This window comes from Rhizobium sp. USDA 4016, assembly GCF_056279705.1.
The window spans coordinates 1-15,607 of record NZ_JBWCCY010000003.1 but is presented as its reverse complement, the minus strand read 5'-3'; the positions used below and the strand labels follow the sequence as shown (position 1 = coordinate 15,607).

Genomic DNA, 15,607 nt, shown 5'->3' with positions numbered 1-15,607 from the left:
AATATGACTGCACTGACATTACGCTTCGATGTCTCCGAGTATAAAGCTCGGCTGGAAGCAACTCGCAAATCAATGGAACGCGAAGGCGTCGATCTTCTGATTGTCACAGATCCCGCGAACATGGCGTGGCTCACCGGTTATGATGGTTGGTCTTTCTATGTGCACCAGTGCGTGCTCGTTCGTCAGGATGAAGCGCCGATATGGTTCGGGCGTGAAATGGACGCTAACGGCGCCCGTAGAACCGTCTACATGGATGAGAGCCGTATCAAGTCGTATTCGGATCACTATGTACAGTCTTCACAGTATCACCCGATGACAGCGCTTGGCGCGTTGATTGCCGACCTCGGCTGGTCGACCGGTGTCATTGGGATCGAAAAGGATAACTACTACTTCACTCATGCGGCTTTCGAAGCCCTGTCTTCAACTTTGCCCAACGCAACTTTCAAAGACACGACCCGCCTCGTGAAATGGCAGCGGATCGTCAAGACGCCGCGCGAGATTGAATACATGCGTGCGGCGGGCAAAATTTCGGCAGCCATGCATCAGAGAGTAGCCGAAGTGCTTCGTCCCGGCGTCAAGCAGTCGGACGTGGTTGCTGAAATCTACCATACCGCAATAGGAGGCGTTGATGGCTTTTGGGGTGATTACCCCGCGGCAGTTCCTATGATCGGTGCGGGTATTGATGCTTCTGCACCGCACCTAACCTGGTCTGATCGCGAGCTTCGTTCCGGAGAAAGCATTTTCTTTGAACTCGCCGGCGTTCACAAACGTTACCACAGTCCGCTATCGAGGACCTTCTACCTCGGTAAACCAGACCAGAAATTCCTTGATGCAGAAAAGGCGGTGCTCGAAGGAATGGCGGCTGGTCTCGAAAAAGCCGTTTCCGGAAACCACTGCGAGGATGTCGCGCAAGCTTACTACGGCGTCATCGAGCGTTACGGACTGAAAAAACCAAGCCGGTGCGGTTACTCCATCGGGCTTGCTTATCCACCGGATTGGGGTGAGCACTCGGCAAGTTTCCGCAGGGGCGATCGGACGGAATTGCAACCAGGCATGACGTTCCACTTCATGTCAGGTCTTTGGTTCGGCGACTGGGGAATCGAGATTACCGAAAGCATTCTGATCACCGATAAGCAGCCCGAATGCCTGGCAAATTCTCCACGGCGATTGATCGTGATCGACTGATGAACACGTCCGACCAAACCGATCTCGAAATTGGCAGCGATGGCTTTGATCTGCCGGCTGGGAGCGAGGAGACTATCCTCGCTCTGCGCCACTATATGCATGCCAATCCGGAACTCTCGAATGAAGAGCATCAAACTCAGGCCAAGATCGCAGAATTCTTGGCGGGGGCCGGATTGCAAAACCCCACAGTCTTTCATAACACGGGCTTGTTTGTCGACATCGTTGGTGAAGGCAATGGCACACCGGTGAGCGTAGTCGTGCGCGGTGACATCGATGCATTGCCCATCGAAGAGGCGCGTCCGGATCTCCCATATCGCTCTCGAATTGCTGGAAAAATGCATGCCTGCGGCCACGACGCACATGCATCGGCAGCATTCGGCGTCGTCCTTACGGCCCTTGCTCAACGCCAGCACTTCGCAGGAAAGGTTCGAGTCGTATTTCAGCCTGCTGAGGAGGCTGAGCCGCTCGGAGGCCGCTCGGTCGCTAATCAAGGACTCCTCGATGGTTTCGATTGCGCCGTTGGCATGCATGTGAATCCGGAGATTGCGTCCGGGACATTCTCGGTCCTGACCGGTCCGGTGACGAAGTCTTCCGACGAATTCAAGATCATCTTTACGGGCAAGAAATGCCATGCTGCGTGGCCGGAATTGGGTGTCGATGCAATTGCGATTGCCTCCACTTTTGTCACTGAAGTGCAGAAGCTGATATCTCGTGAGAGCCATGCCGACGAAGCACCGGTGATTTCCATAGGGCGGTTCCATGGCGGCGATGCAACGAATATTGTCTGCGACCGCGTCGTTCTCGACGGTACATTGCGTACCCGATCGCCAGAGGCGCGCCAAAGGCTCCGGGCGCGCCTTGAGATACTTTCCCAGCAAATCGCCGCAATGCATCACGGAGAGGCCGAGTTCAAGTTGGTTCCTGGGGAACCTGCCGTGGTGAACGATTATGCCATTAGCGAGATAGCCCGTGCAGCTATCGCCCAGAGCTACGGGATCAACTCGCTCGTTCCGACGAGACCATTAGCGGGAGCTGATGACTTCGGGTTTTACGCGGAGAAACTCCCATCCGTCTACTTCTGGGTCGGGTGCCGCAATGATGCGCTCGGCAACAGGACCCACGTCCATACAGCAGAGTTTGGAGTCTCGGATGACGATGTCCTCCGGGCCGCCCGCGCCGCCTGGGCAATTGTCAGGACTCTTCAGTGTTCAGCAAATGAGGGTAAGTTGTCATGAACTCTTCAACGATCAAGCACATGGAAGCTCAACTCGATGGCGGAATGTCGGAACAGGTAGTCATCGGGTTGATTGCGCTTTCGACCGATGTTGTGACCGAATATGAGCTGCGGAAAATGCTGCCAACAGATGGAGTTAGCATCTCAGCAACTCGGATCGAGACGCAAAATCCGATCACTATTGAGAATTTGCGCGGACATGCACATGAAATCGCTGGGGCAGCGGAGCTATTCGTCCCACGAGAGTCGGTGGACGTTTTTGCCTACGGATGCACATCCGGATCTGCCTTGATTTCCCATAATACACTGGAGGCAGAACTTCATCGAACTGCGCCCGGCGCCAAACTGACGTCTCCGATGACCGGCGCCTACAAGGCTTTCAGTCAGCTTGGAATCACTCATATATCGATGCTGACTCCCTATCCGGACGAAGTCACCGAAGCAATGGTCGACTGCTTGAGCCAAGCTGGGATTTCCGTTGTCGCTTGTGCGTCGTTTCACATCGAAAACGACTATGAAATAATAAACGTGACTCCCGAAAGCATCATAGCGGCAGGAGAGGCCATCCATTCGGCGGACGTACAAGCCTTGTTCATTCCTTGCACCGGTCTGCGGACATCCACGATCATCGATCCGCTTGAGGCTCGCATCGGAAAGCCGGTGATTACAGCTCATCAGGCTATGCTGTGGGATGCTCTTCGACTTGCGGGTTACAATCAACCATTGTCCGGCCTTGGGAAGCTACTCACCATTTGATTGAAGATTCACAGGGCAAATCGTTACAGGTGAGCACAGGTGTGAACCGGAGCTCGGTTTCTGAACAAACCAGTTTCATATGCCCCTGCAAGATTAATTGCCGATTTGCCGACCGGCTTGTCGACTTCGGAAACTTTATATGCGTCGGGAGAGTGATCATGAACAGATGCGTCGTCGTTACTGGGTCTACCAGTGGCATTGGATTGGCCATCGCGACCGCATTTGCTCAAGCGGGTGATAATGTTGTCGTCAATGGCTTCGGAAAGCCTGGGGAGATCGACGGGATCAAGGACCTTCTCGAGGCGACGTCGAAAGCGCGAGCGCTCTACCACGACGCAGATATGACAAAACCTGCCGAGGTTGCGGACCTGATCGAGACCGCGGTGAACACCTTCGGGAGCGTTGATGTGCTGGTAAACAATGCCGGCATTCAGCACGTCGAAAAGATCGAGGACTTTCCAATCGAGAAGTGGGATCAGATCATCGCGATCAACCTTTCAAGTGCCTTTCATACGATACGGGCAGCCATTCCGGTGATGAAGAAAAGCGGAAAAGGCCGCGTGATAAACATCGCCTCCGCTCATGGACTCGTCGCTTCGCCCTTCAAGGCTGCATACGTGGCGGCGAAGCACGGCATTTTGGGACTTACTAAAGCGGCAGCGCTTGAACTCGCGGAATTCGGCATCACAGTCAACGCGATTTGCCCCGGTTATGTTTTGACGCCTCTTGTGGAAAAACAGATTCCGGACACGGCCCGTGCGCGCGGCATTACCGAGGCCCAAGTGATCAGCGACGTGATGCTAAAATCTCAGCCGACAAAGGAGTTCGTGTCGGTTGGAGAAATCGCAGCCACCGCTCTCTTTCTTGCAAGCGACGATGCACGGCAAATCACCGGAACTCACATCTCGATCGATGGCGGCTGGACTGCGGCATGAAGTAAGCGTCCGGAATGGTCCATCAAAACGTCGTGGTAGGGAATGCTGACATGCTCGAACTTGATCGTATGGATGGAAGAATTCTTCAGATTGTTCAAAAAAACAATCGTCTAACGTCGGAAGAAATTGCTGCTCAAGTCAATCTATCGCCGTCGGCCTGTCAGCGGCGATTGAAACGACTCCGGTGCGAAGGCGTCATTGAAGCTGATATCTCCGTCATATCCCCTAAGGCGTTGGGCCGCCCTGTCACAATGATCGTACTGGTTTCTCTCGAGCGTGAGCGGGCCGACATTGTCGATCGCTTCAAAAATGCGATCCGCTCTACGCGCGAAGTCATGTTGGGCTTCTACGTGACGGGAGAGGCGGACTTCATGCTAATCGTCACTTCTAAAAGCATGGAAGACTACGAGCAGTTTACGCGACGCTTCTTCTACGAAAATCCAGATATCAAAGGATTCAAGACCATGGTCGTGATGGACCGCGTGAAAGCAGGCTACGAGTTTCCGATTGATCTTGGCGATCCTGTCTTCGGGGGATCCGGATCGTAGTAGATCCCGTCCTTTTCGACGTCCTTTCGGCTAATGATTGGCTTTTGACGATAGGGCGTTGGCAGTTGCCTTGTGGTGGAATCCTGCGTTCGACGGCGACAGATTGCAGCTTTCTCCTCCACGCCATCGAGGAATGCTCCAAAACCGCGGTTGGAGACGGCTAGATTGCACTAATGACCACCAATGCAAAGCCATCGACACGCTGATGGCCGAATGAGCGGCGTGCTCGCTACAGCCGGCATTCGGCGCCTTCGCAGGCCGGTGGCAATTGCTGCTTCGAGGTCGCAGTGAATGAGCTCCAATGAGGATGAACATGAACAAAATTTATGTCGACGCAGGTTCGGCACTTGAGGGCTTGCTGTTTGACGGGATGTTTATTGCAGCGGGTGGTTTCGGTCTTTGTGGTATACCGGAACTCTTGATCCAGGCCATTCGTGAGGCGGGCACCAAGGACCTTACGGTCGCCTCGAACAACTGCGGTGTCGATGACTTCGGTCTCGGCGTGCTGCTGAAGACCAAGCAGATCAGGAAGATGATCTCGTCTTATGTCGGCGAGAACGCCGAGTTCATGCGCCAGTACCTCAGTGGCGAACTGGAGCTCGAGTTCAACCCGCAAGGAACGCTGGCTGAGCGCATGCGGGCCGGCGGCGCTGGCATCGCCGGCTTCTATACCAAGACCGGTGTTGGCACCGTCGTTGCCGAGGATAAGGAGCACAAGACCTTCAACGGCGAGACCTACGTTCTCGAGACCGGCATTGTCGCGGATCTGTCGATCGTCAAGGGCTGGAAGGCGGATACATCGGGCAACCTCGTCTTCCGCAAGACGGCCCGCAACTTCAATCCGCCGGCCGCCACCTGCGGCAAGATCTGCGTCGCCGAAGTCGAGGAGATCGTGCCACTCGGCAGCCTCGATCCTGACCATATCCACGTGCCGGGGATCTACGTGCATCGCCTGATCCAGGGCCAGCACGAGAAGCGCATCGAACAGCGCACGACGCGCGCGGCGGCATAAGGGGAGGAGAAAGACATGGCCTGGGACAGAAACCAGATGGCGGCGCGCGCTGCCCGCGAGCTCGAAGACGGCACCTACGTCAATCTCGGCATCGGCATTCCGACATTGGTCGCCAACTATATTCCCGACGGCGTCCATGTGACGCTGCAGTCGGAGAATGGCCTGCTCGGCATCGGTCCCTTTCCGACCGAGGACCAGATCAATGCCGATCTGATCAATGCCGGCAAGCAGACGGTGACGGCACTGCCGCATTCGGCATTCTTCGACTCGGCGCAGAGCTTCGCGATGATCCGCGGCGGCAAGATCGCGATGGCAATCCTCGGCGCCATGGAAGTGGCCGAGAACGGCGATCTCGCCAACTGGATGATCCCCGGCAAGCTCGTCAAGGGCATGGGCGGCGCGATGGATCTCGTCGCCGGCGTCAAGCGGGTGGTCGTCGTCATGGACCACACCAACAAGGCCGGCGAATCCAAGGTGCTGAAGGCCTGCACCCTGCCGCTGACCGGTAAGAGCGTCGTCGATCGGATCATCACCAATCTTGGTGTGCTCGACGTCGTCGAGGGCGGACTGAAGCTGGTCGAGCTCGCCGATGGAGTCACCGACGGCGAGATCCGCAGCGCTACCGAAGCGACAATCGTCAACTAGGGTCGACAGTTCTTTGCCGAGAAGCTGGAGTCGGCACTCCGCCGGCGCCGCAGGACCATAGAGGAGACCACCATGAGCACCCCATCGATCGTCATCGCCAGCGCCGCCCGCACCGCGGTCGGTTCCTTCAACGGCGCTTTCGCCGACACGCCAGCGCACGAGCTCGGCGCCGCCGTCATCAAGGGCGTGCTGGAGCGTGCCGGCGTCGAGGCGAGCGAGGTCGACGAGGTGATCCTCGGTCAGGTGCTTCAGGCAGGCGAGGGGCAGAACCCGGCGCGTCAAGCCGCCATGAAGGCCGGTCTGCCGCAGGAGGCAACCGCCTGGGGCATGAACCAACTCTGCGGCTCGGGGCTGCGCGCCGTGGCGCTCGGGATGCAGCAGATCGTCACCGGCGATGCCGATATCGTCGTCGCCGGCGGCATGGAGTCGATGTCGATGGCGCCGCATTGCTCCCATCTTCGCGGCGGCGTGAAGATGGGCGACTTCAGGATGATCGACACGATGATCAAGGATGGTCTGACCGACGCCTTCTTCGGCTATCACATGGGCATCACCGCCGAGAACGTCGCCCGCCAGTGGCAGCTTTCCCGCGGCGAGCAGGACGCTTTCGCCGTTGCCTCGCAGAACAAGGCGGAAGCGGCACAAAAGACCGGGCGTTTCGCCGACGAAATCATTCCCTTCGTCGTCAAGACCCGCAAGGGCGATGTTGCTGTCGACCAGGACGAATATATCCGTCATGGCGCAACGCTCGACCAGATGACGAAGCTGCGTCCGGCCTTCGACAAGGAAGGCACGGTCACCGCCGGCAACGCCTCCGGTCTCAACGACGGCGCCGCAGCCACCCTCTTGATGACTGAGGCGCAGGCCTCCAAGCGCGGCATCCAGCCGCTCGCCCGGATCGTGTCCTGGGCAACGGCCGGCGTCGATCCGCAGGTCATGGGCACCGGCCCGATCCCGTCATCGCGCAAGGCGCTGGAGAAGGCAGGCTGGGCGATCGGTGACGTCGAACTGGTCGAGGCCAATGAGGCGTTCGCCGCCCAAGCTTGCGCGGTCAACAAGGATCTCGGCTGGGACCCGTCGATCGTCAACGTCAATGGTGGCGCGATCGCCATCGGCCATCCGATCGGCGCGTCTGGCGCCCGCGTGCTCAACACGCTGCTCTTCGAGATGAAGCGCCGCTCGGCCAAGAAGGGATTGGCAACGCTCTGCATCGGCGGCGGCATGGGTGTTGCCATGTGCGTGGAAGCGCTCTGAGGGGGCAATGTCATGGCATCCGCCGAGTACCGTCTCTGCGACGTATCGCTCGACCGGTCGTTCGGTGGCCGGGACGCGAGAATTGAGCGGGAGCAAGCGCTCGCGGTCATCGACCTGCTGGAATCCAATACATTCATCCCGATCGGTCACGACGGCGGACCTTATCGCCTCAGGATCGAAGCGGTGGACGGGCGCCTGGCATTGCATGTCGCTGATGATCAGGGCGAGCATGTTGTCAGTCACTACCTGTCGCTCACGCCCTTCCGCCGATTGCTCAAAGACTACACCCGCATCTGCGAGAGTTACTACGACGCCGTCCGCCACCCTGGACCTGAACGGCTTGAGGCAATCGATATGGGCCGGCGTGGTGTCCATAACGAGGCTGCTGAACTGCTGAGAGCCCGGTTGTCGAAGAAGGTGAACATCGACAACGACACCGCGCGCCGGCTGTTCACGCTGATCTACGCGCTGCTTGTTCGCAATGTTGATCAACGAATTTTGTTGAGCTGAGACAGCACGGTCCCTGAAATACTCGAACAAGGAGAACCTCCAGTGAATGCAATACCACAACGCGAAGTAACGCCCGGAGAAACCAGCTCCGCAGGCTTTCTCGATAGCGTTGGCCAGAACTTCCGCCATGCCATGATGTTCCTTGATCTGCCCGAAGGGCTGTCGGAGCGGATCATGCAATGCAACTCGACCTATACGGTGAGGTTCGGCGTCAGACTGCGCAGCCGTATGTACAGCTTCATCGGCTGGCGATCGGTCCATAGCGAGCACTGCGAACCGGTAAAGGGCGGCATCCGCTATGCATCGAATGCCGATGCTGAAGAGGTCGAGGCGCTGGGAGCGCTGATGACGCTCAAATGCTCGCTGGTCGATGTTCTCTTCGGCGGCTCGAAAGGCGCTCTCAGGATCGATCCGCGCGAATGGACGTCGCAGGAGCTCGAGCGCATCACCCGCCGCTTCACCCAGGAACTCAACAAACGTGGTCTCATCGGCCCCGGCGTCAACGTACCGGCTCCCGACATCGGCACGGGCGAGCGGGAAATGGCCTGGATGATGGACGAGTTCCGCCGCGCCAATCCGACTGATGTGATCAATGCGCGCGCCTGCGTCACCGGCAAGCCGTTGTCGAAGGGTGGCATTGCCGGTCGGACCGAAGCCACCGGCAGGGGCGTCCAGTTCGCCGTCCAAAGCTATCTTCGCGATCCGCGAACCGCCGGGCTGAACGGCAAGCCTGATCTGAAGGGTGCTGCCGTCATTGTTCAGGGCTTCGGCAGCGTCGGCTACCATGCGGCGAAGTTCCTCTCTGAAGAAGACGGCGCCCAGGTAACCGTCGTTGCTGAACGGGACGGCTATGTCGCCAATACCGACGGTCTGGCGATCGAGGCACTGAAGCAGCATCAGATAAAAACCGGCAGCATTCTCGGCTTTGAAGGCGCCACGTCGTTTCCCGGTGATATGACGGGCATCGAGCAGCCATGCGACGTTCTCATTCCAGCGGCGATGGAAAACGCCATTCATGCGGGCAATGCGGACCGCATCAAGGCAAACCTCGTCGTCGAAGCTGCCAACGGCCCGGTGACCTTCGAGGCAGACAAGCTTCTTCGCAACCGTGGGGTCACCATTCTTCCCGATCTTTACGTCAATGCCGGCGGCGTGGTCGTCAGCTACTTCGAGTGGGTGAAGAACCTGACGCATATTCCCTTCGGCCTGATGGAACGGCGCCGCCGCGAGCGGCGCAACCAGACACTTTCGAACGCATGACCGGCAAGGAATTCCCCGCCGATATCCGCGACGAGTTCCTCGAAGGCGGCGCAGAAATCGACCTCGTTCGTTCCGGACTGGAAGACGTCATGCGCAGCACAGATCGCCGATGCCTATGAAGCCATAGGGATTTGATCCGCTACCCGCCGCCCGAGGGCTTTCGGTCTGCGATCGGTGGCCCGGACTTGATTCGCCTCCCAAGCGACTTGGCTGCCGTGGAACATGTTTCGACGGCAGCCTCTTTTTTTCCGCGATGACCCGGCTTCAACATCGTCAAACCGAGCGGCGGACGTTGGAAGGCGGTAGACTGCGTTAGAGGCCACCCATGCAAAGGTACTTCATTTCGAGATAGTCCTCGAGACCGTGCCGAGACCCCTCTCGCCCGATGCCGGACTGCTTGATGCCTCCGAAGGGTGCCGCCTCCGACGACATGCGGCCGGTGTTGATGCCGACCATGCCATATTCCAGTGCTTCGGCCACACGCCAAACGCGTTTGAGGTTCGAGGCGTAGAAATAGGCGGCGAGGCCGTAGATCGTGTCGTTGGCTTCTAGGATCACCTGATCCGGGTCTTCGAACCGGATGATTGGCGCCAGGGGACCGAAAGTCTCTTCCTGTGCAATACGCATCGAACCGGCGACATTGGTAATCACGGTCGGCTCGAAAAATGTTCCCTTCGTGCCGATCCGACGGCCGCCGCAACGAACCATCGCTCCCTTTTTGACCGCATCGTCGACATGCGCCTCAATCTTCGCAAGCGCATGGCTGTCGATCAGAGGACCGATAGCAGAGTCGGGTTTAAACCCGTCGCCAACCCGAAGCCGCCCGACGCGCTCGGTAAACCGCTCGGAGAATAGGTGATAGACGCTGGCCTGCACGTACAAACGATTGGCCGACACACAGGTCTGGCCAGCGTTGCGAAACTTGGCCTGTATCGCTCCATCGAGGGCGGCGCCGATATCGGCGTCGTCGAAAACAATGAAGGGTGCATTGCCGCCGAGCTCAAAACTGATCCGCTTGATCTGGTCGGAGCATTGGCGCATCAGCTGCCGGCCGACCTCTGTCGATCCGGTGAAGCTGATCTTGCGAACTTTCGGATTGGAGCAAAGCTCTTTGCCAACGGCATCGCCGTCCGACGCATAGATCAGATTGAGCACACCTTCCGGAAAACCGGCTACGCGGGCAAGCGCGACCATGGCGCTGGCGACGAGCGGCGTTTGCTCTGCTGGCTTCAGAACGACCGTGCAGCCGGCTGCCAGCGCCGGCGCAATCTTGCGCGCGACCATCGAAGCCGGAAAATTCCAGGGTGTGATGGCGCCGACGACGCCGACTGGCTGCTTGATCACCAGCAGTCGTCTGTCGGTGGACGGCGCCGGGATCGTCTCGCCGTATATACGGTTTGCCTCTTCCGCATACCATTTGACGTATGCCGCAGCGTGTGAAATTTCGGACTTCGCCTCGGCGAGCGGCTTGCCCATTTCGCAGGTCAGAATAGCGGCGAGATCGTCGATGTGATCGACAATCAATTGGTGCCATCGCCATAGGGTGTCGGAGCGCTCGCGCGCAGTCAGATCCGCCCAATGCTCTCTTGCGGCGTCAGCCCGGTCAATTGCGAGAGCCACATCCGCGGCCTGCATGTCCGGCAACTCCGCCAGCAATTCATCGGTCGAGGGATTGTGGACCGGAAAGCGTCTGGTGGTTTCGACGGCGCAAGCGACTGCTGCAAGGTCGCCGAACGTTCGAGGGTTCTTGATATGCTTCGTGAGCGCCTGTGTTAGGGTCACGCGGTCCTCCTCTCAGTTGGGCCGATGCCCGTTTCTTCCGTCCTCAAACGGCAGAACCGAAGCAATCCTTCGACCGCTCCGGCAATAGCACGTGCAATGGTGCCTAGTAGTTCAGCCGACAGCGATGACCGCTTCGATTTCCACTTTGGCGCCCTTGGGCAGGGCCTTTACCTCATAGCAGGCACGGGCCGGGAACGGCGTCGAGAAAAACTCGGCATAGACGCGGTTCACCTCCGCAAAATCGCCGAGGTCGGTCAACAATACCGTGGTCTTGACCGTGTTCGAGAGCTCGGTTCCGGCGGCCTTGGCAATCGCGGCAAGGTTCTTCAGGCATTGCTCGGCCTGCTTTACGGCATGTTCGGAATTGAACTCGCCCGTCGCCGGGTCGATCGGCAGCTGTCCGGAGACGAACAGCAGGTCGCCGGTCTTGATGGCTTGGGAGTAGGGGCCTACAGCCCCGGGGGCTTCGGCGGTGGAAATAGCGGTGATCACATCAGGTCTCCATGGAAGAATTCTTCGAGTTGGTGTTAGACGTAGCGGGCGACGGCCAGTTCGGAGGCGTCGATCTCTGGCTTGCGGCCGCTCACGAGATCGCTGATCACCCGGGCCGAGCCGGTGCTCATCGTCCAGCCTAGCGTGCCGTGCCCGGTGTTCAGATAAAGACCGCTGACCCTGGTCGGGCCAATGAGCGGCGTACCGTCCGGGGTCATGGGGCGCAGGCCGGACCAGAAGGTCGCTTGGGAAATGTCGCCGCCCGGGAAGAGGTCGGTGACCGAGTGTTCCAGAGTGCGCCGGCGCGCCTGGCCGAGCTCATTGGAGTAGCCGGAGATTTCCGCCATGCCGCCGACACGGATGCGGTCGCCGAGTCTCGTGATCGCGATCTTGTAGGTCTCGTCCATGACAGTTGATTTCGGGGCGCGAGAGGCATCGATGATTGGAACCGTCAGCGAGTATCCTTTGACGGGATAGACCGGCAGCTTAATGCCATAGCGCTTCAGCAATGTTGGCGAATGACTGCCGAACGCCACAACCACCGCATCGGCCGCGATCCGTTCATCACCGATCACGACGCCGCGTATTTGATTGGCTTCGACATCGAGGCGTTTGACAGTTGTGCTAAAGAGAAAGCGAACGCCGAGTTCTCTCGCCTTTTCCGTGAGCGCGTTCGTGAACTTGAAGCAGTCGCCTGTTTCGTCTTTCGGCGTCAGCAGACCGCCGACGATCTTCTCGCGGACATGGGCCAGCGCCGGTTCGACCCGCACGCAGCCGTCCCGATCCAGCACTTCATAGGGAATGCCATCGGACGCAAGAGCCTTCACGTCTTTCGCCGATGCATCGAGCTGCTGCTGCATCCGGAAGAGCTGCACAGTGCCCTGCATACCTTCATCATAGGCAAGCCCGGTCTCACTGCGCAGCTCGCCGAGCGCCTGACGGCTGTAGTTCGCGAGGCGCAACATGCGGCTCTTGTTGATCGCGTAACGTTCCGACGTGCAGTTCGACAGCATCTTGAGAAGCCACAAGAGCATCGCCGCATCGAATTTCGGGCGCAAGATCAGCGGCGCGTGCTCCATGAACAGCCATTTTAACGCCTTCATCGGGATGCCGGGTGCTGCCCATGGCGAGCAATAGCCGAATGAAACCTGGCCGGCATTGGCAAAGCTCGTCTCCAGCGCAGGTCCTGGCTGACGGTCGATGTGTAACCTCATGACCGGCCTTGGCCAGCTGGTAGGCGGATGCGACACCGATGATGCCGGAACCGAGAACAACAACTTTCATGATTTCCCCAATGATGGAGCCGACAAAGGCTCTTAGCGATAGTGCCGATAATAGCGGTGACCGAGGCTGGTCAGGATCTCGTAGGAGATCGTGCCGGCGTCGCGCGCGATGTCCTCGAGCGTCTGATGCGGACCGATGATCTCGACGAGGCTTCCAAGAGTTAAGGTGCCCTCAGGCAGGGCAGACACATCGATCGTCAAGCTGTCCATTGAAACGCGCCCGACGATCGGCAGGCGGATGCCTTCGTAGTAGACAGCGCCGCGTCCGCTTAAGGCGCGGGGGAGACCATCGGCGTAGCCGGCAGCGATCGTCGCAAGTCGTGCCTCGCCGTTCGTAACATGAACGCCGCTATAGCCGACTTTTGTGCCCGCCGGCACGGTGCGCGTCTGCACAACCGCCACCTCGAGACCGACGACCGGCTCCATCGGGTTCGGCGCACCGCTCGTCGGCGCGCCGCAGAAAAGTGCGATCCCGGGTCTGGCCATCACGCCGTGATAGGCGTCGCCCAGGAACACGCCGCCGGAGTTCGCAAAGGATATGTCGAAGCGAGCGAACTCGTGGGCGATGCGCCTTATCTCCGCCAGTTGTTCAGCGTTTTGGGTCGCATCGAGTTCGTCTGCGGACGCAAGATGGCTCATGATGAACAGGACTTCGACATTGCCCTGTTCATCCATAGCCTTGGCCAGGGCATCACGCTCTTCTGGCGGGAAACCGAGGCGTGACATGCCGGTATCGAATTGCACGACTGCGGGAAGGGCGCGTTTGAGCGTACGCGCAGCCGCGGACCACTGACGATACTGCTCCAGCGAATTGAGAACGGGAATAATGCCCATCTCCGCGCTTGCCAACTCGGTTCCAGGCTGCAAACCGTTCAGCACGAAGAGTTGCGCATCGGGCGCGAGCGTTAGCCGCAGCTCTTGCGCTTCAACAAACTGGGCAACGAAGAAATGCCTGCAACCCCGTTCGTAAAGCGCCCGCGACACGCGCTCTGCACCGAGCCCATAAGCATCGGCTTTGACAACCGCGGCGGCGCAGCCCGGCATGACCATCGCGGCGAGCTTTTCGTAGTTGCGGCTGAGTGCAGCGATATCGATCGTCAGATATCCCGTTGCGCCTACGCCCGCGACGCCGGTGCTTGCATGTTTTGCCGATAGAAGGTTATCCATCTTCCGCTCCCTAGACTTGGCGAAAGATATGAAATAATCAGCGAACGAGCCTGCGAATCTGCACTCAAAATGAGCGAAATTCAGTATAATGTCGCATAACATGAGGCGTTTTGAAAGATTATGCCATGGCCGCCCTGGATAACATCGACCGGAACATTTTGAGGCTGCTGCGCGTCGATGCGCGCATGAGTAACGCCAAGCTCGCAACCGAGGTTGGCCTGTCGCCATCCGCTTGCCTCAGGCGTATCAAGATCATGGAAAATGCCGGGGCGATCCGCGGCTATACGACACTAGTCGACACGGCAAGTTCGGACGCAACGATCGCCGTGATCATCAACATCACGCTCGAGCGGCAAACGGAAGACTATCTCGACAGGTTCGAAGCGGCCGTCCGCAAACATCCCGAAATTCGCGAATGCTATCTGATGACCGGCGGATCGGACTACATGCTGCGTGTTGACGTCGACAGTGCAGGGGCTTTCGAGCGAATACACAAAGAGGTGCTGTCAACGCTTCCCGGTGTGTTGCGGATACACTCGAGCTTCTCGATCCGGGATGTCCTGGCGGCCCGCCAAAAGGCGAGGCGAAATCCCGCGGCCTAGCTAGTTCCCGTCCATAAAGGTCTGTTTTTCTGGAATTTTCAAAGGTTGTTTGCCGGCTGACGCGTATTTTTGGAAGGCGTGACGGTACAAGGCCATGCAGGTTATGCCCGAAGAGCGATCTGGCGACAATTGAGGCATGGGGTATCGGCCGAGGCTTGCGGGGCGGGCTGTGAACGCTGCGAGATCAGGGCGTCAGGTCGGCCTGAGGCGGGCAAAGAGGGCGAGATTGTAAGCGACCACCGAGGACCAGACATAAGCCTTGAAGTGGTCGAGCCCGCGCCAGGTGCAGCGCCCCAAGCCATAAGCGCGTTTCAGGCAAGAGATGCCGGCGTCGCGGAAGTTTCTGAGCTTGCGATAGACCCAGCGGCTTGTGACCATGTTGAGCGCTGCTTCGTTGGCGCCGCCGTGAGCGGGACCCCAGAGGCAAGCGATGCCGGCCGCGATACAGGCGAACGGGTTGGCGCCGGAAGAGCCGGCGAGACGAACAGTCGAGGTCGATGCGTTCTGCTCGTGGTCGGCATGCAGGATGAAGATGCGGTTCATGGCGCGCGACAGGACGGGTTGGCCACATATTCTTCGCACGGCACGGCAAAGCACATGCGCAGGAAGTTCGAGGCGTAGTCGAGGTCGTTCTGCGGATACACGAAGGGCTGGCCGATATGGTACTTGTAGGCCATGGCGGCGAGCGTCGGCATCTTGGCGATCATGCGCAGGCTGCCGACCATGCGCTGGTGCGGATCTGTGATGTCGGTGGAGTCATGGTAGAAGGCCGAGAGAGCGCCGACTGTGCCGCACATGACGGCCATTGGATGCGCGTCACGGCGAAATCCGCTGAAGAAGCGCGGCATTTGCTCATGCACCATGGTGTGGCGTGCGACCCGATGGTCAAAGTCCGCCTTCCGTGCCGCTGTCGGCAGTTCGCCGTAGAGCAGGAGGTAGCAG

13 protein-coding genes and 3 pseudogenes are annotated in these 15,607 nt (G+C 58.8%); 11 read left to right on the top strand and 5 right to left on the bottom strand.

Annotation, left to right across the window (positions count from 1 at the left end):
- Positions 1-3: 3 nt before the first annotated feature.
- The 10 genes and pseudogenes from ACZ9DP_RS13125 to ACZ9DP_RS13080 all read left to right on the top strand — a co-directional run bounded on the left by ACZ9DP_RS13125 (position 4) and on the right by ACZ9DP_RS13080 (position 9,458).
- Positions 4-1,185: a M24 family metallopeptidase gene (locus ACZ9DP_RS13125; protein ID WP_476202316.1), complete on the top strand. Its 1,182-nt coding sequence runs from the start codon at positions 4-6 to the stop codon at positions 1,183-1,185.
- The gene (locus tag ACZ9DP_RS13120; RefSeq protein WP_476202315.1) at positions 1,185-2,420 is read left to right on the top strand and encodes a M20 metallopeptidase family protein; all 1,236 of its coding nucleotides are present in this window, start codon (positions 1,185-1,187) and stop codon (positions 2,418-2,420) included. The genes ACZ9DP_RS13125 and ACZ9DP_RS13120 overlap by 1 nt, the downstream gene beginning before the upstream one ends.
- Positions 2,417-3,175 (top strand): maleate cis-trans isomerase family protein, encoded by a 759-nt coding sequence (locus ACZ9DP_RS13115; protein ID WP_476202313.1) that lies wholly within the window; start codon positions 2,417-2,419, stop codon positions 3,173-3,175. Before ACZ9DP_RS13120 ends, ACZ9DP_RS13115 begins: the two co-directional genes overlap by 4 nt.
- A 158-nt stretch (positions 3,176-3,333) precedes the next feature.
- Positions 3,334-4,110, top strand: coding sequence for a 3-hydroxybutyrate dehydrogenase (locus tag ACZ9DP_RS13110; protein WP_476202755.1), 777 nt, complete (start codon positions 3,334-3,336; stop codon positions 4,108-4,110).
- A 50-nt stretch (positions 4,111-4,160) separates the two neighbouring features.
- Positions 4,161-4,658, top strand: coding sequence for an Lrp/AsnC family transcriptional regulator (locus ACZ9DP_RS13105; protein WP_476202312.1), 498 nt, complete (start codon positions 4,161-4,163; stop codon positions 4,656-4,658).
- A gap of 313 nt (positions 4,659-4,971) precedes the next feature.
- A complete protein-coding gene (locus ACZ9DP_RS13100) occupies positions 4,972-5,670 on the top strand; it encodes a CoA transferase subunit A (RefSeq protein ID WP_476202311.1) in 699 nt (232 codons plus the stop codon).
- Between the two features lie 15 nt (positions 5,671-5,685).
- On the top strand, positions 5,686-6,315 hold the full coding sequence (locus tag ACZ9DP_RS13095; protein ID WP_476202309.1) for a 3-oxoacid CoA-transferase subunit B: 630 nt from the start codon (positions 5,686-5,688) through the stop codon (positions 6,313-6,315).
- A gap of 72 nt (positions 6,316-6,387) precedes the next feature.
- Positions 6,388-7,569, top strand: coding sequence for an acetyl-CoA C-acetyltransferase (locus ACZ9DP_RS13090; protein ID WP_476202307.1), 1,182 nt, complete (start codon positions 6,388-6,390; stop codon positions 7,567-7,569).
- Between the two features lie 12 nt (positions 7,570-7,581).
- A complete protein-coding gene (locus ACZ9DP_RS13085) occupies positions 7,582-8,079 on the top strand; it encodes a UPF0262 family protein (RefSeq protein ID WP_476202306.1) in 498 nt (165 codons plus the stop codon).
- 132 nt (positions 8,080-8,211) lie between these two features.
- Positions 8,212-9,458, top strand: a pseudogene (locus ACZ9DP_RS13080) (Glu/Leu/Phe/Val family dehydrogenase).
- Between the two features lie 193 nt (positions 9,459-9,651).
- Here ACZ9DP_RS13080 and ACZ9DP_RS13075 read toward each other — a convergent pair.
- The 4 genes and pseudogenes from ACZ9DP_RS13075 to alr form a co-directional block, all read right to left on the bottom strand.
- On the bottom strand, positions 9,652-11,121 hold the full coding sequence (locus ACZ9DP_RS13075) for an NAD-dependent succinate-semialdehyde dehydrogenase (RefSeq protein ID WP_476202305.1): 1,470 nt from the start codon (positions 11,119-11,121) through the stop codon (positions 9,652-9,654).
- 111 nt (positions 11,122-11,232) lie between these two features.
- Positions 11,233-11,613: a RidA family protein gene (locus ACZ9DP_RS13070; RefSeq protein ID WP_476202304.1), complete on the bottom strand. Its 381-nt coding sequence runs from the start codon at positions 11,611-11,613 to the stop codon at positions 11,233-11,235.
- A 35-nt stretch (positions 11,614-11,648) separates the two neighbouring features.
- Positions 11,649-12,897: pseudogene (locus tag ACZ9DP_RS13065) on the bottom strand (D-amino acid dehydrogenase).
- Positions 12,898-12,929: 32 nt separating this feature from the next.
- Positions 12,930-14,063: an alanine racemase gene (gene alr / locus ACZ9DP_RS13060; RefSeq protein WP_476202302.1), complete on the bottom strand. Its 1,134-nt coding sequence runs from the start codon at positions 14,061-14,063 to the stop codon at positions 12,930-12,932.
- Positions 14,064-14,188: 125 nt separating this feature from the next.
- Between alr and ACZ9DP_RS13055 the strand changes: the two genes are divergently transcribed.
- Positions 14,189-14,665 (top strand): Lrp/AsnC family transcriptional regulator, encoded by a 477-nt coding sequence (locus tag ACZ9DP_RS13055; protein WP_476202300.1) that lies wholly within the window; start codon positions 14,189-14,191, stop codon positions 14,663-14,665.
- A gap of 192 nt (positions 14,666-14,857) precedes the next feature.
- On the opposite strand, the pseudogene ACZ9DP_RS13050 reads toward ACZ9DP_RS13055, so the two are convergent.
- Positions 14,858-15,607 (bottom strand): annotated as a pseudogene (locus ACZ9DP_RS13050) (citrate/2-methylcitrate synthase); the annotation flags it as partial.